The sequence below is a fragment of the Pseudomonas defluvii genome, from assembly GCF_001695625.1.
In the GTDB taxonomy this organism is placed as follows: Bacteria; Pseudomonadota; Gammaproteobacteria; order Pseudomonadales; family Pseudomonadaceae; genus Aquipseudomonas; species Aquipseudomonas defluvii.
On sequence record NZ_MBPN01000033.1, the window covers coordinates 1 to 22,943 of the forward strand.

Here is a 22,943-nt window from a genome sequence, read left to right on the forward strand (position 1 = left end):
CAACCGCACCTAGGCTAGAGCCTTTCCTCGAATAGAGACAGGGCCATGTCCGCCGAACACGAAACCGCTTCCCCTGCCCGCTTCACCAGCACCGAAGTCCGTATTCTCGGCTCGCTGATCGAGAAACAGGCCACCAACCCCGAAACTTACCCACTGACCCTCAACGCCCTGGTGCTGGCCTGCAACCAGAAAACCAGCCGTGAGCCGGTGATGAACCTGAGTCAAGGCCAAGTCGGCCAGAGCCTGCGCGCCCTGGAAAGCCAAGGCATGACCCGCCTGCAAATGGGCAGCCGCGCCGACCGCTGGGAACACCGTATCGACAAGGCCCTGGAGCTGGTTCCGGCACAAGTGACGCTGCTTGGCCTGATGTTTCTGCGCGGCCCGCAGACCGTCAACGAGCTGCTGACCCGCAGCAACCGCATGCACGACTTTGACGATGCCGAGCAGGTCGTGCATCAACTTGAACGCCTGATTGCACGCGGTTTTGCGCTGCACCTGCCGCGCCAGGCCGGCCAGCGGGAAGACCGGTACACCCATGCATTCGGCGATCCGGAAGACATCGAAGCCATCCTCGCAGCACGGCAGCAAGGGCCGGAACGCTCGGCCGCCAGCGCGGTGTCGCTGGAACGTATCGAAGCGCTGGAAGCCCGTATTGCCGCGCTGGAAGAGCGCCTGGCGCAGCTGGAGTAACACACACGGCCTGGGTGACCGGGCCGACAACGGCAGGCTCCCGACAATACGCCTACAGCGCTGCAGGCGCCGCCAACACTGGCGATGGCATTCGTGCGTACGCCACTGCCGCGGCGACCTGCTCGTCCGTTGGCCTTACCCCGGTGTACAGCACGAACTGTTCCAGTGCTTGTAGTGCAATCACGTCCAGACCAGTGATCACCGGCTTGCCCAACGCCTGTGCCTGTAAGATCAACGGTGTCTGCACCGGCATCGCCACCACATCGAACACCCACTGTGCAGCCGCTATCGCCTCGGGCGCGAACGCCAACTGATCCGCCTCATCGCCACCGGCCATGCCAATCGGTGTCACATTGATCAGCAACTGTACACGCAGGTTACCAAGCTCGGCTTGCCAGCCATACCCGCACGCCTGGGCCAGTCGCCGCCCCGCTGCTTCGTTGCGCGCGACCAGGGTGCCATTGGCGAAGCCGGCATCACGCAACGCGCAGGCCACAGCTTTGGCCATGCCCCCACTGCCACGCAAGGCAAAGCTCATGTCCGGGTCCAGACGATGGCGCGCCAGCAGTTGGCGTACTGCCAGATAGTCGGTGTTGTAGCCTTTCAGGTGCCCAGCCGTATTGACCAGGGTGTTGACTGAGTCAATGGCCGCAGCCGATGGGTCCAGCTCGTCGATCAAGGCAATACAGGCCTCCTTGTAGGGCATCGACACACCGCAACCGCGAATGCCCAGGGCACGGATCCCGCCGATGGCTGCGGGCAGATCGGTGGTGGTCATGGCCTTGTAGTAATAATCCAGCCCCAACTGCTGATACAGGTGGTTGTGAAAACGTACGCCAAAGGTGCCGGGACGGCCTGCCAGAGACATGCACAAGACGGTGTCTTTACTGGGGGTCATGCGGATCTCCTGAAATGCGCTGAAGGCACAGTATGCCAACCGTGAACAGGCAACGTGCCTCATGTCGCCAAACCCTTCAGATCGCCTGCACCCGTACTACGCTCTACCTACGCACGCTGACTCAGCTCATCAGCAGGTTGGTCGGAAGTCGGGAAGCTGGAGACGCGGCTGATAGGTACACGCATGGGACAAGGTTAAATTTGTTTCATTTCTGGCCTAATGATTCCGGGGCAATCGACAGCCCCTGAGCCATACTCCTAAAATGTAACGGTTTTTTACCGAAAACCTTTGCACAGCCAACGACATACCAACATTCAGTGAGCGCCAACGTGAAAACCTCTCTTTCGATTTTAAGTCTGCTGCTATTGCTCACAGGTACCGCCGCAGTCTCGTCGAATGCTGTTGCCCAACCACCCGCGCAAGTTCAACGTGACCCTTCCAAGCTGCGCCTGGCATCCGGCAGTGCTCTGTTGATCGACGTGCAGACCAACCAGGTGCTGTACGCCAACAAGGCCGACGTCGTGCGCCCGATCGCATCGGTCACCAAGTTGATGACCGCGATGGTAGTCCTCGACGCCAAGCAGCGCATGGACGAGGTGATACCCGTCACGATTGCGCAGACCAAGGAAATGAAGGGCGTCTTTTCCAGGGTCAAACTCGGCAGTGAGCTGAGCCGTCGAGAGATGCTGCTCATTACCCTGATGTCCTCGGAAAACCGCGCGGCGGCAACCTTGGCGCACCACTACCCCGGCGGCTACGATGCGTTCATCAAGGCCATGAACAGCAAGGCCCGCGCACTGGGCATGAACCACACGCGTTATGTCGAACCGACCGGGTTGTCGATGTACAACGTGTCGACCGCACGCGACCTGAGCAAGCTGCTGCTGGCCGCACGCAACTACCCGATGCTGAGCGAGTTGAGCACCACACGCGAGAAGACCGTGGCGTTCCGCAAACCCAAATACACCTTGGGCTTTCGTAACACCGACCACTTGGTCAACAAGAGTGATTGGGACATCAAGCTGACCAAGACCGGCTTCACCAATGAGGCGGGGCATTGCCTGGTGCTGCTGACGCGCATGGCTGACCGGCAAGTGGCCATGGTCATTCTCGACGCCTTTGGCAAATACACCCACTTTGCCGACGCCAGCCGCCTGCGCCAGTGGATGGAAACCGGCAAGGCAAGCGCTGCGCCAGCCGTGGCGATGCGCTATAAATCGGAAAGGACCCAGAACCGGCCAGTCGCCGACTGAAGGGCTACAGGGCCTGCCCGGCGTTATGCATAGCAGGCCCCAAGGCAAGTATCAGGCGCTGGTACTGACCAGCGAACCCGAACTGCTGCCTCCGCTGGTGGTCAGCGCTTCGAGCAAGGCACTGGTCGCGACCTGAATAGCGGCCATGGTGCTTGAAACCGCGCTCTGGGCAGCCATCACCGCAGCAGCCTTGGCTGTCGCCTCCTGCTTACTGGCCATCGCTTTCTGCAATTGCTTCTGCTGCTCGGCCAACTGCTTTTGTAGCCGCTCTATCTGCTCACGCAACTGCTTGATGTGTGCTGGCTCACTGTCGCTTGTGCTGGCACCACTGGCCTTGGCCTCACCATTCTCCCGCACCTGGGAAAGGTCGGCCTTGATGCCGCTTGTAGCTGTCGCCTCGGCAGGCGCCGCGCCATTAATACTGACGCCATTGACGTTGGTTGCACTTGGGCTGCCGTTGATGCTGATGCCGGCCGCCAGCGTATTGATTCCGACCATGTGCTTATCGTCCTGATGGTATTTGCGTTAGCCCGCTTATCGACCGCACGGGTCAAACCTTTAACCCGCCCTGCTTTACCCCCACTAACACTGGCAGCGATCCCCTAACCACGCTGCATGCAACGCTGGTAACGCGCCTCGACCCGATTGGCAAACCAGGCGGTGGTCAGCGTGCGGGTAATCTTCGGGCTTTCCAGCACAATCCCCGGCAACAGCGCACGGGGTAATGGCTTGCCCTCGTGCTGCTCGGCAAGGGCATACACGCGTCGATAAAGACGAGTGCTTTCAAATGCCAGGCTGTCGCCTTCCTCCAACTGACTGCGGATCGCTGGGTTGCGCATGTCCAGCGCATCACCCAACTGCCTCACGGCCCGCTCTGTCGCTCCCGGCAGAATCGCACCCGGGGCGATCAGGTCGCCATCGAGCGCCAGACTGACACCTGATGCCCGGCTGACGGCATGCTGAAACGCCGCATTACGGCTGGCGTACCAACCGGCATTGAAATCAGCGAAACGGTACAGTTGCCGATCATAGTTCGCCGGATAAGCGAGCAAATGAGCAATCCCGAAATACAGCCCACCACGGCGACTGAACACTTCCTGTCGGATCGTGCCGGTGTACGTGTAGGGGTAACCCTTGGCATGGCGTTCGGCAAAGGCGATGCTCACCTGCATCGGCCCGCCGGTGCGCACCGGATTGAGACCGCCAAGCAGTGTGCGCCCCATGGGCACGGTGCTGATCAGGTCATCGAAGATTGCACTCAACTGCCGTTCGCTGCGCACCGTTTCCAGGCGCGCGCTGTAGCTCTTGCCACTCGGTGAACGGGTATTGAGCGCCGCATTGACCAGAAACTGCGGGACATGCAGCCTGGCGGCACGACGGTAGATTTCTTCACGGGCGATGCGCCCCAGACCTGGGACGCTGGGGTCGGCCTGGAAGGTGGACTCCTGCTCAGTGACCGCCAGCGCAGCACACAGGTTGTCGCGGGTTGCGGCAATGCCCTGGTGGGTAAAGGCAACTTGAATATCCTTCGCCCAACCCTGGCGATCAGCGAGGTTGGCCGGCAACAGGCGAGCGATCTGAGCCCGCAACTCGGCAGGGCTGGCAGGCTGGGTGGTGCGCGGTGAGGCGCAACCGGCCAGCACGAGCAACACGGCAAGGCACAACAGCAATCGAAGTGAAGTCATGGACCACCCGCAAGGATACCGCCGTGGTTTCAGCAGCCGGGCGTGCTCAGCCCACTACCAATGGTCACGGCCGTCACCTCCACTCCCTGGAAATGATGCATCGCCGCCGGGTCGAACGTACGTTCGCAGTTGAAGCGCGTATCGACCACGAAGTCATCCCCCTTGGCCTTGCTGATCGCGTCACGCCAGTTGTAGGCCGCGTTGACCGCCTGATCACCCGCCAATACCACTTCCAGCATCACTTGCGTGAAGTTGACCGCATGTGGCCCCTCCCAAAGGGCATAGACCGACGGATCATAGGCGTTACCACACAGGTCCAGGCAGTCTGCATAGAACGCCATCGGGCCACCTGTAGAGCGGTTAAGCGCACCGAACGTCAACGGTTCATTGCCCGGCGGAGCAAAAGTACCGATAAAGCTGCTCAAGTCAGCCTTGCAGGTAGGCGACAACGCCAGGCGCAATGCACTGACCTTCCCGCCCGCTGCCGTTGCGGTAACCTCGCACCCTTGCACGCGGTAGCTGTGGGTATCGCCATCCGAAGCCTGGGCAACACCTGCAACCGATTCAAAATAGCCCAGGCTGCTGCCCAGCATCTCGCCATTGAAGACCTGAGCCACCGTTGCCTGGGCCTGTGCCTGGGCCAACAGCGCAAAGCTGCTCAACGCCAGGGTCGAGCAAAAGGGAACGAGGGCACGCGTGTTCATCGGAACATCCTGTAGAAATCGAGGGTGGAAAAACGCGCACTCTAATTCAGATCAATAGGCCACAGCCATACCTCACAGGCACGTCAGGAGAGAATGATGTAATCGCTGAACTGCGCAATGGGTGCATGTTCGCCCGCGACCAACTGCGCGTAGCGTCCACCCACCTGATCAATCGCGATACAGTCATCGACATCCAGCACGGCATCGGTATGCGGCTTGAGCCAGTCTCGGGCCATCTGCAATTTGCCTTTGAGCCTGGCCTCCGCCGGACTGCACGCGACCACCAGCAGGTAGCGATGAGCCTCGCCAAAACTGCCCGGCTCATACCCCCCAAGATTGATGAAGTACAAGCGTGGATCACCCGCAGCTGGCTGCAGGTCGGACCAGTGCAACACATACCCCTCAGCCCCATCAACCTCAAGCCAGGAGTCGATATGCAAGCCCTTGGGGCTGCCAAACCACTGCTCGCGCAATTGCGGATAAGCCGCCTCCAGGCTTGGGGCAACAGCAAAAACCACATCGTGGACTTCGATCTTGGCGCCGGGGTGCTTGCCCCCCAGCATGACAACAAACAACATGATGGCGTTCCCTACTCGAGAATGGCAGGTGCCATGGGCGACACCTGCAACGCAAGGGCCTCGGTTTCAGGGCTGCTCGCCCACCAGGTAGGTTTTACTGATTTGCCGGAACTGCTCGTGACCGGCGCTGCCCAGCAACTCGAACAGCACCATTTCACGGGTGACGATCTGCGCCCCGGCATCACGCATACGCTGCACACCGGCAGCCTGGCTCAGTGGGCTACGGCAGTCGCAGGCATCCTCGACGACAAACACCTGCTTACCCGCCTCGCACAAGTGCAGGACGGTTTGCAGTACGCAGATATGGGTCTCCATACCGCAGACAATGACCTGATCACGGGCGAGCAGGCTGGCCGGTAGGCAGTTGGCGGCCACGCAGGAAAAATGCAGTTTCTCGACCACCTCGGCATTGCGTGCCGCCTCCTTGAGTGCCGTCAGCGTCGAGCCCAGGCCTTTGGGGTACTGCTCGGAGAACACCACCGGCAAGCCAAGCTCACCGGTGGCAGCCAGCAGCCAGCGGGTACGGGCCACGGTGCCCGCCGGGTCAGTCACCGCGCCAATGAGTTTTTCCTGAACATCGATGACCAGCAGCGTGGCCTGGGTGGCGTCGATCAACATCGTGTGAACCCTCTGTTCAATATGGCCGCAAGCCTCGCGCAGGTGCGTTGCGTCGTCAATGCCTGCCCGCAAGCAGCGCAAACCGCTCAGCCCTGCACTGCCTTCGCCCGGGCAATCGCCGCTGCGATCGCCGCTCGCGCCTGCGGGCTGTTCTTCCAGCAACTGGAACCCACCAATGCCGCCGCCTGGGTAACGATATCCAGCGCGTTGGCCTCGCTCAGCTGAGCCAGCGAGTTAAAACCCAACTGCTCCAACCGGTCGACCACGGTGGGGCCAACGCCCTTTACATCCAGCAGCGCAGCGCGCTCATCGTGTGGAAACGCCATATTCACCTCCCTGTGAGTACGCAGCCGATGACTGCGCGGTAAACCACAAGTCTAAGCGTCTCTGTAGGGTCTGCACCAGTGGCTGAACAGCCAGTAGCAGCATCGTTTCAGAGGGGCGACAGTCGCACAGCCCCGGGCCGGGCCAGAGCCGCTGCGCGCCGCCCCTGAGCATAGGTAGTCAAGGCCGTCAGCAACGCCGGAATCGCCAGTACGCTGAACACCTGCGCGAACGACCAGCCCAGGCTAAGCATCTGCGCCCCGGCAAAGGCACTGAGGATGGCACCAAAGCGACCCACACCACTCATCCAGCTGGCGCCGGTTGCGCGCGCTTCAGTCGGGTAGATCGACGCGGCCAGGGCGTTCTGGCCAACACTGCCGCCGTTGAAGCAGAACCCCGCCATCCACGCTGCGGCGCACATCAACGCAAAGTGCTGCAGGGTCTGACCGATGGCGAAAATCACCAGGCCGCCGGCCAGATAGTTGACGATCAACACCCCGTATTTGCTCCAGCGGTCCATCGCCCAACCCAGCACAAGGGAACCCACGGGGCCGCCGATCTGGAACATCGCCGTAACGATGGCTGCGTCGGCCACGCTGTAACCGCCACCCTCCTTGACCAGCGTCGGTAACCAACTGCTGAACAGGTAGACCAGAAACAGACCGAGAAAGTAACCGCTCCATAACATCAGGGTACTGAAGCGGTACTGTGCCGACAGTACGATCTGCGGAGCACTGGCATTCACGATCGCAGCCTTCGGCAGGCAGAAGGTTGAGCTGGCGCTGGCTACGCCAGGCGCCAGTTTGTCGACAATGCGACGAATGTGCGCCTGTGGTGCCTGCTTGATCACCAGGAACGTCACCGATTCTGGCAGCTTGAAGAACAGCAACGGTGCCACCAGCAACGGCGCGACACCGCCGAGCACAAGCATGCTGTGCCAGCCGAAGTTGGGAATCATCCAGGCAGAGACAAAGCCGCCTGCGGCAGCGCCGAAGGAGAAGCCACAGAACGCCAGGGTAATCATGAACGAGCGCTTGCGATCCGGAGCGAACTCGGAAACCAGCGTACAGGCATTGGGCATCGCTGCACCTAACCCGAGCCCCGTCAGAAAGCGCAGGATCACCATACTGGTCAGATCAGGGGAAAAGGCCGTAGCCAGTGTCCATAGGCCGAAGAAAAACACGCTCACCACCAGCACAATCTTGCGCCCATAGCGATCAGCCAAAGGCCCGGCCACCAGCGCCCCCAATGCCAGGCCAATCAAAGCGGCACTCAGTACCGGGCCCAGGTCCTGATGACTGAGGCCCCAGTCCATTTTCAATTGTGGGGCGATAAACCCCATGATCGCCACATCGAAGCCATCCAGGGCGATGATCAGGAAGCCAAGAAAAACCACCCACTTTTGATAAGCCCCGACGGGCCGGTTGTTGATCAATTCACGCACGTCTATTGCTTTAACTTTATCCACCACGTTCACCTCTATCTTGTAGGGGTGCTCGACAGCCATGCTGCGGCACCCGCTTTTTTATTGTTGAAGCGACTCGCACGGCATTGTTGGCCTGGTTGTTGGCCTGGTTACAACCGGTTGAGGCTCTGGAAATGCACGGGCTTGATGATGCGTGTCTCCTGAGCCACGATCAGGTGCGCCGATGCCTGCAGATAGGCCGCGAACGTCTCGTCACGGTCACGCGCCGCGCTACGTTTCTCGAAGTCATCCAGGCTGTCATAGCCCCATAGGTGCACCACTTGATTAAGCGGCCCGATGCAACTGCTGTAAAACGCCAGAGGCGCCCCCAGGTGTTTGAGCAGAACAGGCATGGCCAGACGCTCGAATACCTCGATGAATTCGGCCATACCGCGGGGCTTGATGGTGTAGATGCGGTGATCGACGATGGCTTTGTGGTTCATCATGCAACCTCCTGTTGTGAGGGTTTGTCCGCCTGCGGCCTGAAGCTCTGCGCCAGGTGCCGAGCGGTGAGGTAGCCAAAGGTCATGATCGGCCCCAAGGTAATGCCTGCGCCCGGGTAGTTACCGCCCATGATGCTTGCGCGGTCATTGCCGACGGCATAAAGCCCGGGAATGGCTGCCCCCGTCTCGTTGAGCACTTCACCCACAACGCTGGTCTTGATCCCGTCAAACGTACCCAGGTCGCCCATGATGACCTTCACCGCGTAGTACGGACCTTTACCGATCGGCGCCACACACGGATTCGGCTGATGCTGTGGGTCCGCCAGGTAGCGGTTGAAGCAGGTGCTGCCGCGGCCGAACTCGCGGTCTTCGCCGTGTTCCGCGCCGAGGTTGTACTGCCTTACCGTCTGTTCCAGGCCAGCGGCTTCGATACCCGCCTTGCGGGCCAGTTCAGCCAGGCTGTCACCCTTGAGCAGGTAGCCATTGCGCAGGAGAGGGCCAAGTGGCATCGGCGCCGGTTTGGCATAACCGAGGCCATACTTGGCCATGGCGTGAGCATCACAGACCAGCCACATGGCCGTTTCATGCTCGTCTGCACAGGCGCGTATGAGCGCGGCGCCGACGTCATGGTAGGAATTGGACTCGTTGGTAAAGCGCTGACCGTTGCGCAGCACACCAATGACCCCAGGCTTGTAGCGATCCAGCAGGTGCGGGAAAGCGGTGAACCTGCCATCGCCCATAGGCACCTTGGACACGGGCATCCAGGCGGCGGCATCCTTGAAGCGAATTTCAAGCTGGCCACCGACCGCTTCGGCCATGCGCGCACCATCGCCGGTGTTGCCGCTTGGCACTGGCGAAAAGTGCTCGCCGCCACGTTTGACGTGAGGATAGGCCTGCTTGAGGCGCTGCAGATCATGCGAAAAGCCACCGCCGGCCAGCACCACCCCACACCGCGCATCAATACGCCACTCACCGTGCACGCTGTTAAGCAGCGCGCCACTCACCCGCCCCCGCTCCTGCAACAGTTGGCGCGCAGCAGTCTGTGTATGGATGGGTATACCCAAGTCCAGCGCGGACTTGGCCAGACGCGCCGCCAGGGCGTTGCCGCTGGTGACGTTGATGCCGCGACGGTACAACAGCAGCTCTTTGATGTGCGTTGCCAGACGCTTGGCCACATAGATGAACGAGGTCAGCGACTTGGTGGCATTGAAGAAGTGCTTCAGGTCGGCGTTCGAGGAATTGAACATCATGCCAATGAACGTGATGGTCTTCAGCGGCGGACGCAATCTGGCCATGTCGGCCCCAAGCTGACGAATATCAAAAGGCGCGGCCAGGATCGAACGACCGATATCGACCCCTCCAGCCACGTCAGGGTGATAGTCCGGGTACAGCGTCGGCACGAATTTGACGGCCGTCTCACGCTCGAAAAACGACACCATGGCCGGTGCATTGTCGAGGAAGGCGTCAACCGCCTCGGCGTCAAAATAATCGCCGGTTTCATTGCGCAGGTAAGTCCGCGCAGCTTCGCGGCTATCCTGTAACCCACTGGCACTGGCCTGCGGGTTACAGGGTACCCACAACACACCACCGGAAAACGCCGTGGTGCCGCCGAAGAAGGCCTCCTTCTCCACTACGATCACATCCAGGCCCTGTTTCTTGGCGACAATCGCAGTGGCCAGGCCACCCGCACCTGCGCCGATCACCAGCACATCGCAGGTCTGTGTCGCCGTCGAACTCATTCGTGTCATTGTCGTTATCTCCGTGTTCATGTCCCGCAGGCAAGCGCCCGCCGCGCACTGAGGTGCGCAACGTTGCAGGCTCGACTGGGCTAGCGGCGGGTAGCCGGGGATTCGTAACCGGGACGCGGAATCAACGCCATCAACATGCTTTCGAGGCCGCCGTCGACGGTCAGCTCGGTAGCATTGACATAGTTGGCCCGTGGGCTGGCGAGAAACAGCGCGGCATTGGCAATATCGCTGGGCTGGCCAATACGCTGATTGGCCGTCATCGCCTTACGCTGCTGCTCGACCTTGGGATCGGCATAGAACGCTGCAGACAGCGGCGTGTGAATCAGCCCAGGGCAGATCGCATTACTGCGAATACCCTGCGGCCCCCACTCGGCGGCGAGCTGCCGTGAAAGCATACTCACCCCGGCCTTCGCCGCACTGTAGGCACCACTGTGGGTCTGCGGAAAATGAGCAGCGATCGAGGAGATATGCACGAGGCTGCCCGCCTGATTGGCCAGCATCAGCCGCCCGAACGCCTGGGAGCACAACAGGTAACCGGTGAGGTTGACCTCCAGCAACCGATTCCAGCTCGCCAGGCTGATGTCTGCAAGGCTGCCGGGTTGCAACACACTGGCATTGTTGATCAGCACGTCACAACGCCCAAAACGCTCGCTGAGCCAATCGGCGGCACGCTGCACACTCTGCGAGTCGGCGATATCGCAGCTCAGCGCCACCACCTCAGTGGCAGACGTTTCCGACAATGAGGCCGCCAGAGCCTGGCAGCCGTCGACATCGCGATCGAGCAGCACCACCTGGGCCTGTTGTTCCACCAATGCACTGGCGATGGCCGCGCCTATGCCGCCGGCAGCACCGGTGATCACACAGACGGCGGACTCCAGGCCCAACCAGTTGCTCGCTTGATTATTGTTATTCATGACGCTCTCCAGCATGTCTCGAAGGCGCGGCGGCGCAGCAAGCCGCCATCGTTGCGCGGCACGGGCCGCGGCTGACGCGAAAGGGAAGCCAGACAGCTCCTTCACGTGAGACAGAGCATAGGGGCATCAGGTGCTTGGTCAGAATGGACAAAACCCACAACCAACCAGACTTTTTCGACAATTGCGCCCCCGCCCCCGCCTGATGCTTTACCTGGTAGACGGAGTTGCCTGATGCCCTGAAGGTTGGTTAGGGTAAAAGCACGTAGGACCTGACGGTCGAGAGCACTCATAACAACAATGAACAAGATCCCCAACTACGCCCTCTACGGTGAATCACCACAGCCGGCATGGCATGAGTCCTTGCATGTGGAGTCGATTTCCAAGCGCTCCGGCGCCCATGACTGGGAAATCTCAGCGCATCGCCACGAGGGTCTGCTGCAGATCCTCTACCTGCAGAGCGGCGCCGGTGAAGTACTGCTGGACAATGTCAAAGTCAGCGTCCAGGCCCCCTGCATACTGTTCATCCCCACGCAGATCGTGCATGGTTTCTCTTGGACCGGGGCGGTCGAGGGGCATGTCATAACGGCGGTGCAACATCCGTTGGAGAGCATCACCCGCCTGCTATGCCCGACGCTGTTGCCGCAACTGCTCAAGCCACAGGTGATTGCCATCCCGCAGTGGTCACCTGCGCAAGACCCACTCCTCCCGCTGTGCCTTTCCCTGTACGAGGAGTACCACAATCGCGCCCGCGAGCATGTCGCCTGCAGCATGTCGCTGCTGCTGGCCCTGGTGATCCAGTTCATGCGTTTCAGCGTGGCAGGCGACCCTTCACCCGCAACCGCCAACAACCGTCGCAGCCAGCAAGTGACCAGCTTTCGTGAGCTGGTAGACGTGCACTTTCGCCAGCATCGCTCGCTCAACGATTACGCCGATGAACTTGGCGTCACCGCAGCTACCCTCGGTCGACTGTGCCAGGAGCAACTGGGGATGACACCAATGACCGTAATCAATGCTCGGTTGGTGCTCGAAGCCAAACGGGAACTGGCCCACTCCAGTCAGAGCGTGAAGCAGATCGCACACGGCCTGGGCTTCACCGATGTCGGCTACTTCAGCAGGTTCTTCCGCAAACACGTCCAGTCCAGCCCCAGAGAGTTCCGCAGCCAGGCGCAGACACCGACAGGGCCGTGATGCCACCTGCCACGCTCATCAGCCGCCCAGCGCGATGATCGCGGCGATCAACAAAGCGCCCGTGATCGCCATTGCCACACCACCCTGCCAGGTTTTTGCGCCGGCGTACCGAGCCAGAACCCAGCCTGCAATGAACAACACTGCAACACCGACACCGTTTGACAGGCGGATAGCCAGGGCGGCCTGTTCAAGCACAATGAATGGCACCACCAAGGGGAACGTGGCACACACCACCAGCAGAAAGACGCCCAACGCACCCTTGAAATCGTCCCAGCCAAGGCGCGGCGGCAGCACGATAGCCTGTTGGTCGAGCAAACGTCGGCGCAGCACCTCGAGCCCCTCCGTGCCGACTGCAGCGGCCAGACGCGACGGTAGCACTTCAGCAATCAGCGCCTGCCCGGTTGCCGGGTCTGCCCCTTTGCGCAGGGTGTCAAGCAACATGCGGTTGCGCGAACGCTCGATCAAAGTACGCAGCAAGTACATCACAGCATCGGCAAGGCCCCAGGCGAGATTGCAGCCGAGCGCGGCAATCATCATGGTGCGCTCTTCCTCACGGCTGGCAGTCGCCACGCTGAGTGTTCCGGTGAAGGTCATTGCCATCAACAGGCCGAAAATGACCTCTGTGACGCGCTCTATCGGGTCGAGCACGCGAGCCCGCTTGTGCTCATATGCATTGTGCATGTATCCAACCTCGCACAGCCATGCGATACCTGCGAGCCACGCTCACAGCGCCTATCGTTCTGAATCAACGGTCCTCTCAGTGTAGTGTGGATGCGCCTGGCGCAGCACCGCGCAGGGTGCCAGTATGAAGGGGTGCTTGCCGCGCTACACGGGGACGCGCCATGGCCACCATCGATCGCTTGTCCACACAGACCGCCAGCCGCCTGGCAGCCTTGCACCGAGACGGCTTCGTACTGCTGCCCGGCGTGCTGAACGCTGCGCAAATCGCCACCCTGCGTGCTGCAATCGATCATCTCAAGCCCCAACACTGGGATTACAGCGGCCTGCTTGAACATTACAAATGCGTGTTCAACCGCGACCCACTGTGGTTGCCGTTTCTCGACCTGAGCGGGGTTATCGAACTGGCCGAAGCAGCCCTGGGCGAGGATTGTCACATCATTGGCCAGACCGCCTGGCGCTGCCACCCTGGCTTCATCGGCGCTGCACTGCACCTGGACTACCTGGCCATGGCTCTGCCGCAAAGCCTGCTGGCCGACCCTGCGTTCGAGTTGCCAATGCAGATCTGTACCGCACACCTCTACCTGGACACCATCGATGCCGACCTCAGCCCCACACGAGTAATACCAGGAAGCCACCGCGCCGGGCGACCACCGGCAGCAAGTGAAAATGAGTGGCAAGGCCAACCGGCACAGCCGGTGCTGTGCGAGGCCGGGGACGTGCTGATGTTTCGCAGCGAGCTGTGGCACGCGGGCAGCGACAACCGCACGCTCGACCGCACCCGCTACCTGCTGCAGGTGCATTATGGCCGACGCATGGTGGCCCAGAAGTTTTCTCCCTACCTGTACTGGCGCTTCAACCCTGCAGTCGTGGACGCGGCCACACCACGGCAACGGCGCCTGCTGGGCGAACATGAAGAAGCCGAGTACGACTGAGCCGCTGGCGTTTACCTGTGCAACCCGCGCACCGGTCAATAGCACTCGATACGATTGCGGCCGTTTTTCTTCGCCCGGTACAACGCCTCATCGCTCCGCGACAGCGCAGCATCGGCACTGGTGTCACTGGCCATGATGGCCGAAACCCCCACGCTGACGGTCAGAGGGATGCGCTGGTCGCCAACCCGCAATGGGACCTCGGTAATACGCTGCTGCAATAGCTGAGCAGAAGCGCTTGCCTGTGCGATGTCCTTGCCACTCAGCACAACGGCGAATTCCTCCCCCCCCACGCGGCCCACCAGGTCCCATTCGCTGAGCTGATCCCGCACGATGGCAGCAAAATGCCTGAGCGCCTGATCGCCGACAGCATGCCCCCATTGATCGTTGATCAATTTGAAATGATCAAGGTCACACATCAACACGGCCGAGCGACGGTCAAGGGCACGCTGCACCTTCATCAACTCAGCCTCGATCTGCATCATGAAATGCCGGCGGTTGGGCAGTTGGGTCAGAAAGTCCACGGTGGCGAACTCATGAAGCTCTGCCTCGATCCGCTTACGCTCGGTAATATCGGTGATAAATCCATGCCAGAGGGTGCTGCCATCGGCTAACCGAACAGGCCGGGCATCACCTTGGCGCCAGCGCAAGCCTTGCCGGGGCAACCAGACGCGGTACTCGAAATGCCACGGAGTCAGGCTTGCCGCCGACACATCAAACGACATCCGGTAACCCGGTAGGTCATCGGGATGAATGAGCCGATTGACGGGTGCATCGTTGACGGCGACCTGCTCCGGCGTCAGCTCATACATGTCCTGAATACCGGCACTGGCATAGGAGAACGACGAGTCGCCTGCGGGCGTGCGTTGGTACTGGAAGACCAGCCCGGGCACTTCGTTGGTCAGGTTGGTGAGCAGGTCGACCGTCTGCTGCAACTGCTCCGACATGCCACGGATGGCTGAAATGTCAGTGGTGGTTCCGATCATTCGTAGCGGTGTACCGTCCGCGTCGCGGCTGACCACCCGGCCCCGACTGGAAATCCATTTGTAGCGGCCATCCTTGCAGCGAATACGGTGTTCGACTTCGTAGTTTGCTGTCTGTTGGTCAAAGTGCGCGCGAATGGCAGCCCTCACGTAATCGACGTCATCCGGGTGGATACGGGTGTAACTGTCTTCAATACGATTGGAAATCTCTGCATCGGCATAGCCCAGAATGGCCTTCCAGCCCGCGGAGTAATAGATTTCACCGGCCTGAATGTCGCGATCCCAAATACCGGTTCCGCTACCGGCGATCGCCAGCGTCATGCGGCGCTCGCCTTCACGCAGGGTGTTGACCTCTTCTTCCAGGCGGGCCTGTGCGCCATCACGCGCGATGATCTCGGCAGCCAAACGGGCCAGGTCGCGCAAAAATGCCTGGTCCTCTTCAGTCATGTCCCGAGGGGCATCATTAAGCAGGCAAAAAAAACCAACCGCCTCTGCCGCTGGGGTGATGACCCGGCAGCCGGCCAGAAAACGCACCGGCCGGTTGCAGGTATCGTGCAATGGCCTGCGAAAACGCCCGTCTGCAACGGTATCGGGGATGACCAACACCTCATCATGCGCGGAAAAGTATCGACCCAGCGAAAACACATCAGGCAGCCCTGACAGCGCCATGCCCGCATGCGTGTCCGCCCACAACCCACTTACCGCTTCAGGCAGGAACAAGGCATCGACAACCCCAAAATGGCCGCGGGCAATACGTAGAAGACTGTCAAAACGCTTGTCCGGCAACGTACCTGGCGCATTTGCGGGTCTGCACAGGCCAAGCGCTTGGGATTTCAGATGACTCAGCATGTTCAGCTCTGTCGATACTGCCGAAACGGCGAGCACAATTTATACCGCATATCCAAAGGAATGGCTTTTTGCTTGCACGTCTTGCCGAGCCAATTCAGTGACCCACGAGCACCTCAAGCATCACGCAGAAGGTCGTGGGCATTGAGCAACTCATAGGCAATCTCGGGTCGACGCTCCAATGCCCGGCGGATAGCGGCAGGAATCGATTGACGAGTCTTACGGCACAACCCGGTTTGCGCACCGATATGAATACCGATGCCGCGCATGGTACGCACTTCATTGAAGCCCGGGGCAATATCCAGACGGATGCCCAGTTGTTCATGCATGCGCCGCTTCATTCGCTCAAGGTCAGCGAGGCTTTCAAGGTTTTCCAGGCGCTCGAGCAGGCGCTTTTCCTCCTGGCGGGTCAGGAGCAGGATGCGCTGATCGGCACCAGGGCTGTCCAGCAACTGTTCGCGGTCACAGTCGCAGGCACCGGGTGGACAGGGTTGGCGGATCGGAAAAGAGGCTGTCATGGCGTTCAATCATAGCCATGCGCAGCTGGCTTTGCCTATGACACCTGATCGGACGCCACCCTGCTCACGCGAACTACACTGACGGCGACCCGGTTCATGACAGAGGGCACTGACATGGCGAATAGTGCGCCAAGCACGGCATGGTGGCTGGAGCCGATTCCAACTGAGGCCAGTTCGACCTTCACCTCAGGGCTTTCGGCTGCCGAAGCAAAACGCCGCCTGACGCAATTCGGCCCCAATGCTTTTGTCAGCACACAGCAACGGTCGATCCTGCGTCAGTACCTGAGCCGCTTCAGCAACCCGCTGGTGATCATTTTGCTGGCCGCCAGCGCCATCTCGGCCCTGAGCGGCGAGGTGGTGAATTTCGTCATCATCAGCTGCATCGTCATGCTTAGCGTGACGCTGGACTTTGTTCAGGAGTACCGCGCCAATGCCGCCGCCGAGAAACTGCGCCATACCGTTGCGGTACGTACCCGCGTGCGCCGTGATGGCACGACACAGGAGGTCGCGGTAACCGAGGTTGTACCGGGGGATGTCGTGGAACTTTGCGCCGGCGATCTGATTCCCGCAGATGCCCGGGTGATCGAGGCCCGCGATTTTTTCGTGAAGCAGGCCTTGTTGACCGGCGAACTCTATCCTGTTGAGAAGCACGCGCAGATGCAACCAGCTCCAACTTCGGCAACATATTCTGCATGGCCGGCGCAACGCTGTTTCTGCCGTTTCTTCCGATGTTGCCGACACAGATCCTGCTCAACAACATCCTTTACGACATTTCCGAGGTGCCGATCCCACTGGACAAGGTCGACACCATTATCATCCGCCCCCGTGGCAACCCGCTCAAGAGCCACGCCAACCCGGTACTCACCCTTGAACCACTATTCATACAACGAGCAAACGCCAGGCCTCGTCCTGCTCGTCCCTTGATCTAGCCAGCGTGAAACATGAGCAGCCCTGACAACCCGCACAATACCCACTCGTCCCCGGACATGCGCAGTATGCGTTCGCGTGGTGTGCTGTGGAGTTCCTGGCTGTTGGGAGCCGCATCACTTGCAGGGGTCGTGGCCGTCGCACTGCATTTCTCGGAAGCGCAGAGCCTGCTCCAATTGAGTCAACAGGTGCAGCCTGGCTGGTTTGTTCTGGCGCTGGCCTTGCAAGCCATGACCTATATGGTTCAAGGGCAAATTTATCGGCGAATCACGCGCACCGGTCATGCCCGACTGTCTTTGATGAAAGCCTGCAGGCTGGGGCTACTCAAACTGTTCTTCGATCAAGCCCTACCGACCTATGGCGTCAGCGGCGCCGTTGCCGTGAGCACGGCCTTTGAGCGCCTCGGCATATCTCGCCCAGTGGTGATCGCCTGCTTTGTCATCAGCATTCTCTCCTACATGCTTGCCTATGTAGTGGCCATCGCCTGGGCGCTGGTCATCCTGATCGTGGACGGGCATGCAAGCCCCCTGCTGATCACCGCCTGCACACTGTTCACCGTAGGCAGCCTGGCCGTGGTCGTCGGCCTGGCCTTGTTGCAAGGGCATCAACCCACACGCGCATTGCACGGCATCACCCGGTACCGCTGGGTCAAACACAGCCTCGACACCCTGAACGAAGCCGACGCAGGCTTGACCCGTAACCCTCACCTATTGACTACCACGACCCTACTGGACCTGAGCATTTTCCTCCTGGACGCCACCACCCTCTGGGCGCTGGTGCTATCCATGGGAGCCCATGCCGACTGGAGTGGCGTATATGCCGCCTTCATGCTGGCCAGCCTGTTGCGCAGTATCGGCATAACCCCGGGCGGGCTGGGCGTATTTGAAGGCGGCGCGGTCAGTGCCCTGCATTGGGCGGGCATTGCACTGCCGGTGGCACTCTCCGCGACGCTGCTGTTTCGCGGCCTGAGTTTCTGGGCACCGATGCTGCCGGGCATACTGGTATCGCGTAGCGCGCTGCGGGAGCGGAACTCGCACTAGCGCGCGTGCCCACCTATGCCAGAGCGAAAGCAACCAGGCGCCCCGCCTCAAACCTTCGCGGGGAAAACAGGCACACCCTCCGGCCAAGGCGTCAGCACCTCAACGCCGTTCTCAGTCACCGCAACCATGTGCTCCCACTGCGCCGACAACGAGCGGTCGGTGGTGATGACCGTCCAGCCATCGCCGAGGGTGCGCACATGCCGTTTACCGGCATTGAGCATCGGCTCGATGGTGAACACCATGCCAGGCTTGAGCGTCAGCCCCTGCCCCGGCGTACCGTAGTGCAGTACCTGTGGTTCGTCGTGATAGACCTTGCCGATACCGTGCCCGCAGTACTCGCGTACGACACTGTAGCCGGCCTGCTCGGCCACGCGCTGAATGGCGTGGCCGACATCGCCCAGCGTAGCGCCCGGGCGCACGGCGCGAATGCCGGCGTACATTGCGTCATAGGTGGTGCTGACCAGACGTTCGGCTTCAGGCCGGGGCTTGCCGACGAAATACATGCGGCTGGTATCACCGAACCAACCGTCCTTGATGACTGCAATGTCGATGTTGACGATATCGCCATCTTCCAGCGGCTTGTCCGAGGGAATGCCGTGGCAGACCACATGGTTGACCGACGCACAGATGGTTTTCGGAAAGCCGTGGTAACCGACGTTGGCCGGTATGGCCTTCTGTACGTTGACAATGTAGTCATGGCACAGGCGGTCCAGCTCATTGGTCGACACGCCCGGTTTGACGTGCGGCGCAATCATCGCCAATACCTCGGCAGCCAGTGTTCCGGCCACACGCGCCATGGCAATCTCGGCAGGTGTCTTGAGGGTAATTTTCTTGCTCATTGTCCAGCCTCCACGGCGGTTTTGACGCGGGCGCCAGATGCAGCAGCGGCCAGTGCAGAAAGCTGGCCCAAATGCAGGCCACCCGCCTGTTCGGCACGAATCAGCAGGCGACAGATTGCGCTGTGATCCAGTTCCGGGTGCAGCTCAGCCAACATGCCAATGCGCATCCAGTGCTCGGCTTGCGCATTGATCGAGCGGCTCAGTGCATTGCTGGCAAGACGCAGGTCTTCATGCATCTGCTCTGAAATCTTGACGATACCCACGATGAGGCTCCATATATGTAACGTATACGTTTCATACACTAACAAAGGCACGGCAATTTCTGCAATGTTCCTCACTCCACGGCCTATGCTCAAATCGACGCCCCTCCCCCCTCAGCCCGGCTGCACAGCACAAACGCAACCTGCCTCCTGCCCCAGCGTCAAGGGCAGTACCCGGCACGGGCGTACCAGGACACACCTTTCACGTATTTTTTCAAAGACAGGCCCCAGCGAAATGTGGCATTAGTAATGTAACCGCCTGAACACACAGTGCTTTCAGGTTACTGGCAACAGCCCCACGAGGTATCCGCCATAACCTGAACGCACATTTGACGGAGGACCAGAGAGCCGTGTTTGCGTTATCGCCCGAGCGCTTGAAAAGTACCTGCCCTGTGCGGCGACGTTCGGTGTCAACCCTCCGAATGCCACAGGCCACCCCAGGCAGGTTGGCATCGTTTAAAGGAATTACACAATGATCCCAAGAAATGTAATCAACGCGTCGGTAAGTCCCAAAGGAAGCCTGGAAACGCTGTCCCAGCGCGAAGTTCAGCAATTGAGCGAAGCCGGCTCGGGCAGCATCTACCAACTGTTCCGCCAGTGCACCCTGGCCATCCTCAACACCGGCGCCCACGTCGATAACGCCAAGACCATTCTCGACGCCTTCCAGGATTTCGAAGTCCGTATCCACCAGCAGGACCGTGGCGTTCGCCTGGAGCTGATCAACGCACCCGCCGGCGCCTTCGTCGACGGTGAAATGATTGCCAGCACCCGCGAAATGCTCTTCAGCGCCCTGCGCGACATCGTCTACACCGAAAACGAGCTGGACAGCCTGCGCATCGACTTGAGTAGCTCCCAAGGCATCACCGACTACGTCTTTCACCTGCTGCGCAACGCCCGCACCCTGCGCCCTGGGCTTGAACCGAAAATGGTCGTGTGCTGGGGCGGTCACTCGATCAGCACCGAGGAGTACCAGTACACCAAGAAGGTCGGCCACGAGCTGGGCCTGCGTAAACTGGACATCTGCACCGGCTGCGGCCCTGGCGTGATGAAAGGCCCGATGAAAGGCGCCACCATTGCCCATGCCAAACAGCGCATGAACAGCGGACGCTACCTGGGCCTGACCGAGCCGGGCATCATCGCTGCGGAAGCCCCCAACCCGATCGTCAACGAACTGGTGATCCTGCCGGACATCGAGAAGCGCCTTGAGGCCTTCGTCCGCGTCGGCCACGGCATCATCATTTTCCCGGGCGGCGCCGGCACCGCGGAAGAGTTCCTCTACCTGCTCGGCATCCTCATGCACCCGGACAACCAGGACCTGCCATTCCCGGTCATCCTCACCGGGCCAAAGAGCGCCGAAGCCTACCTGCACCAACTGCATGCGTTCGTCGGCGCCACCCTGGGTGAAGCGGCACAGCGTCACTACCAGATCATCATCGACGACCCGGCCCAAGTGGCACGGCAAATGACCGAAGGCTTGAAGACCGTCAAACAGTTCCGCCGCGAACGCAACGACGCCTTCCACTTCAACTGGCTGCTGCAGATCGATGAAGGCTTCCAGCGCCCGTTCGACCCAACACACGCCAACATGGCCAACCTGAAACTGAGCCGTGACATACCGCCGCACGAACTGGCGGCCAACCTGCGCCGTGCCTTCTCCGGCATCGTCGCGGGTAACGTGAAGGACAAAGGCATTCGTCTGATCGAGGAACACGGCCCGTATGAAATCCACGGTGACGCGGCAATCATGCAGCCGCTGGACCGCCTGCTGAAGGCCTTCGTCGAGCAGCACAGGATGAAACTGCCAGGCGGAGCGGCGTATGAGCCGTGCTACCGGGTCGTGACCTGACCATCAGCGTTATCGCCGGCAACGCCGGCGATAACGCTACTCAGCACTCAGCACTCAGCGACAGGCTACCGATGACGTCCGACAGCTCGTCGTACGGTTCCTGTTTCACTTCCGGCTCTTGTACAGGCGCTGGTTTCAGGCCGCATTGAGACGCCTGGCGGTATTCACTGGGCGTACATCCTGCGCACTGCTTGAAGGCGCGGGCGAAGTAGGATGGGTCTTTGAAGCCAACCTCGTAGCCGATGCTGGTAATGGGCATCTGGCTGTTGTGGAGCAGCTCCTTGGCGCAGTCCATGCGCTTGCTAAGGATGTACTCCATGAAACCCAGGCCATTCACTTCCTTGAATACGCGGCTGAAGCGAAAGGTGGTCATGCCGCAACGCTTGGCCAGGACTTTCTGGTCGATGCTGTCGCGAAAATGCTGGTCAATGTACAACTGCACGTCATGCAAGGCATGGTGCTTCTGGTGCTCCGCCGTCAACCGGATACTGTCCGGCAGCGATGGGCCGTGCTCAATCTGCAATACCTTGTTGCTCGCCCCGGCCTGGCGACGTACGTCGCACAGTTGCCTCAACGCATGCAGAAAACGATTGATCTCGGTGCTTGAGAGGGCAAGCACCATGTATTCCCAGACCCGCGAGCGCATGGCCCAGACCGCGAGCTCTTCAGAGTGCTGCACGGTGAACATGGTGATCGGTATGGACGGCGCCTTGCGCTTGATCTCCAACAGCAGGTTGAGCCCTGGCATGTCGGGACGGTCGTAATGCATGCAGATCATGTCCGGCTGTGGTTCGTAGTCCTTTTCGGAAAAGGAATTACCGGCTGCCAGACGACACTCACAGGCTGGCTGAAACTGCATCATCAGCGCTTCAGTCGAATGATCGTGGGTGAGATCGAACCATAAAAGGTACGGCTTTCTCGCCGCCTCGACACTCATGGCGTTAGCCTGCCCATAGGACTAACCCACTCTTTCGCCCCAAGCCATTTAGCCATCGGGCCAGAAGTATGATGGATCCAATTCTGATAAAGACTCATCATCGCGCTCTATACCGTTAGAATTGTTATTACAAAAATTTCGCTCGTCTTTCACATATATCCGTTGCCATGCACTCAGCACTTTCACATCAGCTCCATTGCACATCTTGAACCCTTCCCTTCCTTGAGTAGCCCGGTGCCATTATTAGCACTCCAGCAGTAGCAACAACAGCAAAATATCCTGATTCATCGATAATGAATGCGGACCTCCGACAGTATTCCTGACACCTGTTCCATCAGGTAACCCATTGGAACTTCGCAACTAAAACTGTTCCCAAACAACACGTCATTGTGCCCTGACCAATAGCCTGTCAGGGTCTCTGCCTGAACGAACCACCAACGCTTGACGTCAACAAAATGGCGAAAATAGCGCACACCAAGAGCAAAACGTCAAAAAACAACACTCCATGCACCCTTTTGCTGCTTTCAGGCGTTGGCGAAATGCTTTTTCCTTCTTGAATAGTATCGTCAGCGTTACGCCAATGAGCAGATCAAGTCCTGATATCAAAACCCCTGCTTAGACCATTACGT

At 60.1% G+C, this 22,943-nt stretch carries 24 protein-coding genes and 1 pseudogene; 8 read left to right on the forward strand and 17 right to left on the reverse strand.

Annotated elements, in window-relative coordinates; translation table 11 throughout:
- Positions 1 to 45 precede the first annotated feature (45 nt).
- Positions 46 to 690 (forward strand): YceH family protein, encoded by a 645-nt coding sequence (locus tag EKA13_RS11415; protein WP_065759506.1) that lies wholly within the window; start codon positions 46 to 48, stop codon positions 688 to 690.
- A 52-nt stretch (positions 691 to 742) separates the two neighbouring features.
- Here the strand turns inward: EKA13_RS11415 and EKA13_RS11420 are convergent, their stop codons facing one another.
- The gene (locus EKA13_RS11420; protein ID WP_065759507.1) at positions 743 to 1,588 is read right to left on the reverse strand and encodes a shikimate 5-dehydrogenase; all 846 of its coding nucleotides are present in this window, start codon (positions 1,586 to 1,588) and stop codon (positions 743 to 745) included.
- A gap of 329 nt (positions 1,589 to 1,917) precedes the next feature.
- Here EKA13_RS11420 and pbpG point away from each other — a divergent pair, with 329 nt between their 5' ends.
- Positions 1,918 to 2,841, forward strand: a complete 924-nt coding sequence (gene pbpG / locus EKA13_RS11425; RefSeq protein WP_065759508.1) for a D-alanyl-D-alanine endopeptidase — start codon at positions 1,918 to 1,920, stop codon at positions 2,839 to 2,841.
- A 51-nt stretch (positions 2,842 to 2,892) separates the two neighbouring features.
- On the opposite strand, the gene EKA13_RS11430 is transcribed toward pbpG, so the two are convergent.
- The 10 genes from EKA13_RS11430 to EKA13_RS11475 form a co-directional block, all read right to left on the reverse strand.
- Complete coding sequence (locus EKA13_RS11430; RefSeq protein ID WP_065759509.1) at positions 2,893 to 3,339, reverse strand: hypothetical protein; 447 nt, start codon at positions 3,337 to 3,339, stop codon at positions 2,893 to 2,895.
- Positions 3,340 to 3,443: 104 nt separating this feature from the next.
- On the reverse strand, positions 3,444 to 4,526 hold the full coding sequence (locus EKA13_RS11435; RefSeq protein WP_065759510.1) for a DUF1615 domain-containing protein: 1,083 nt from the start codon (positions 4,524 to 4,526) through the stop codon (positions 3,444 to 3,446).
- A 29-nt stretch (positions 4,527 to 4,555) separates the two neighbouring features.
- Positions 4,556 to 5,230 (reverse strand): hypothetical protein, encoded by a 675-nt coding sequence (locus tag EKA13_RS11440; protein ID WP_065759511.1) that lies wholly within the window; start codon positions 5,228 to 5,230, stop codon positions 4,556 to 4,558.
- A gap of 83 nt (positions 5,231 to 5,313) precedes the next feature.
- Positions 5,314 to 5,808, reverse strand: coding sequence for a DUF1543 domain-containing protein (locus tag EKA13_RS11445; protein ID WP_065759512.1), 495 nt, complete (start codon positions 5,806 to 5,808; stop codon positions 5,314 to 5,316).
- Between the two features lie 66 nt (positions 5,809 to 5,874).
- Positions 5,875 to 6,426, reverse strand: a complete 552-nt coding sequence (locus EKA13_RS11450) for a hydrolase (protein WP_065759513.1) — start codon at positions 6,424 to 6,426, stop codon at positions 5,875 to 5,877.
- Between the two features lie 86 nt (positions 6,427 to 6,512).
- On the reverse strand, positions 6,513 to 6,752 hold the full coding sequence (locus EKA13_RS11455) for a Pathogenicity locus (RefSeq protein ID WP_065759514.1): 240 nt from the start codon (positions 6,750 to 6,752) through the stop codon (positions 6,513 to 6,515).
- A gap of 107 nt (positions 6,753 to 6,859) precedes the next feature.
- Complete coding sequence (locus EKA13_RS11460) at positions 6,860 to 8,257, reverse strand: MFS transporter (RefSeq protein ID WP_100250136.1); 1,398 nt, start codon at positions 8,255 to 8,257, stop codon at positions 6,860 to 6,862.
- Between the two features lie 68 nt (positions 8,258 to 8,325).
- A complete protein-coding gene (locus EKA13_RS11465; protein ID WP_065759515.1) occupies positions 8,326 to 8,658 on the reverse strand; it encodes an NIPSNAP family protein in 333 nt (110 codons plus the stop codon).
- Positions 8,658 to 10,406, reverse strand: a complete 1,749-nt coding sequence (locus EKA13_RS11470) for an FAD-dependent oxidoreductase (RefSeq protein WP_065759516.1) — start codon at positions 10,404 to 10,406, stop codon at positions 8,658 to 8,660. Before EKA13_RS11470 ends, EKA13_RS11465 begins: the two co-directional genes overlap by 1 nt.
- A gap of 80 nt (positions 10,407 to 10,486) precedes the next feature.
- Positions 10,487 to 11,320 carry an SDR family NAD(P)-dependent oxidoreductase gene (locus EKA13_RS11475; RefSeq protein WP_065759517.1) on the reverse strand — a complete coding sequence of 278 codons (834 nt, stop codon included), beginning with the start codon at positions 11,318 to 11,320 and terminating at the stop codon, positions 10,487 to 10,489.
- A 297-nt stretch (positions 11,321 to 11,617) separates the two neighbouring features.
- Here EKA13_RS11475 and EKA13_RS11480 point away from each other — a divergent pair, with 297 nt between their 5' ends.
- Complete coding sequence (locus EKA13_RS11480; RefSeq protein WP_065759518.1) at positions 11,618 to 12,508, forward strand: helix-turn-helix domain-containing protein; 891 nt, start codon at positions 11,618 to 11,620, stop codon at positions 12,506 to 12,508.
- Positions 12,509 to 12,526: 18 nt separating this feature from the next.
- Here EKA13_RS11480 and EKA13_RS11485 read toward each other — a convergent pair whose 3' ends face one another.
- Entirely contained in the window at positions 12,527 to 13,189 is a 663-nt protein-coding gene (locus EKA13_RS11485; RefSeq protein ID WP_065759519.1) for a VIT1/CCC1 transporter family protein, read from the reverse strand.
- Positions 13,190 to 13,350: 161 nt separating this feature from the next.
- On the opposite strand from EKA13_RS11485, the gene EKA13_RS11490 reads away from it, so the two are divergent.
- Positions 13,351 to 14,121, forward strand: coding sequence for a phytanoyl-CoA dioxygenase family protein (locus tag EKA13_RS11490; protein WP_065759520.1), 771 nt, complete (start codon positions 13,351 to 13,353; stop codon positions 14,119 to 14,121).
- Between the two features lie 35 nt (positions 14,122 to 14,156).
- Here the strand turns inward: EKA13_RS11490 and EKA13_RS11495 are convergent, their stop codons facing one another.
- Complete coding sequence (locus EKA13_RS11495; protein WP_065759521.1) at positions 14,157 to 15,950, reverse strand: sensor domain-containing diguanylate cyclase; 1,794 nt, start codon at positions 15,948 to 15,950, stop codon at positions 14,157 to 14,159.
- 113 nt (positions 15,951 to 16,063) lie between these two features.
- The gene (locus EKA13_RS11500) at positions 16,064 to 16,465 is read right to left on the reverse strand and encodes a hypothetical protein (protein ID WP_065759522.1); all 402 of its coding nucleotides are present in this window, start codon (positions 16,463 to 16,465) and stop codon (positions 16,064 to 16,066) included.
- Positions 16,466 to 16,579: 114 nt separating this feature from the next.
- On the opposite strand from EKA13_RS11500, the pseudogene EKA13_RS28830 reads away from it, so the two are divergent.
- The 3 genes and pseudogenes from EKA13_RS28830 to EKA13_RS11510 all read left to right on the forward strand — a co-directional run.
- Positions 16,580 to 17,065: pseudogene (locus EKA13_RS28830) on the forward strand (cation-transporting P-type ATPase); the annotation flags it as partial.
- A gap of 92 nt (positions 17,066 to 17,157) precedes the next feature.
- Positions 17,158 to 17,394, forward strand: coding sequence for a hypothetical protein (locus EKA13_RS28350; RefSeq protein WP_065759524.1), 237 nt, complete (start codon positions 17,158 to 17,160; stop codon positions 17,392 to 17,394).
- 12 nt (positions 17,395 to 17,406) lie between these two features.
- Positions 17,407 to 18,432, forward strand: coding sequence for a lysylphosphatidylglycerol synthase transmembrane domain-containing protein (locus EKA13_RS11510; RefSeq protein ID WP_065759525.1), 1,026 nt, complete (start codon positions 17,407 to 17,409; stop codon positions 18,430 to 18,432).
- A gap of 47 nt (positions 18,433 to 18,479) precedes the next feature.
- Here the strand turns inward: EKA13_RS11510 and map are convergent, their stop codons facing one another.
- Both map and EKA13_RS11520 read right to left on the reverse strand, forming a co-directional pair.
- Complete coding sequence (gene map, locus EKA13_RS11515; RefSeq protein WP_065759526.1) at positions 18,480 to 19,271, reverse strand: type I methionyl aminopeptidase; 792 nt, start codon at positions 19,269 to 19,271, stop codon at positions 18,480 to 18,482.
- A complete protein-coding gene (locus EKA13_RS11520; protein WP_065759527.1) occupies positions 19,268 to 19,534 on the reverse strand; it encodes a ParD-like family protein in 267 nt (88 codons plus the stop codon). Before EKA13_RS11520 ends, map begins: the two co-directional genes overlap by 4 nt.
- A 469-nt stretch (positions 19,535 to 20,003) precedes the next feature.
- On the opposite strand from EKA13_RS11520, the gene ppnN reads away from it, so the two are divergent.
- On the forward strand, positions 20,004 to 21,377 hold the full coding sequence (gene ppnN, locus EKA13_RS11525; protein ID WP_065759528.1) for a nucleotide 5'-monophosphate nucleosidase PpnN: 1,374 nt from the start codon (positions 20,004 to 20,006) through the stop codon (positions 21,375 to 21,377).
- 40 nt (positions 21,378 to 21,417) lie between these two features.
- On the opposite strand, the gene EKA13_RS11530 is transcribed toward ppnN, so the two are convergent.
- A complete protein-coding gene (locus tag EKA13_RS11530; RefSeq protein ID WP_065759529.1) occupies positions 21,418 to 22,314 on the reverse strand; it encodes a response regulator transcription factor in 897 nt (298 codons plus the stop codon).
- Between the last annotated feature and the right edge of the window lie 629 nt (positions 22,315 to 22,943).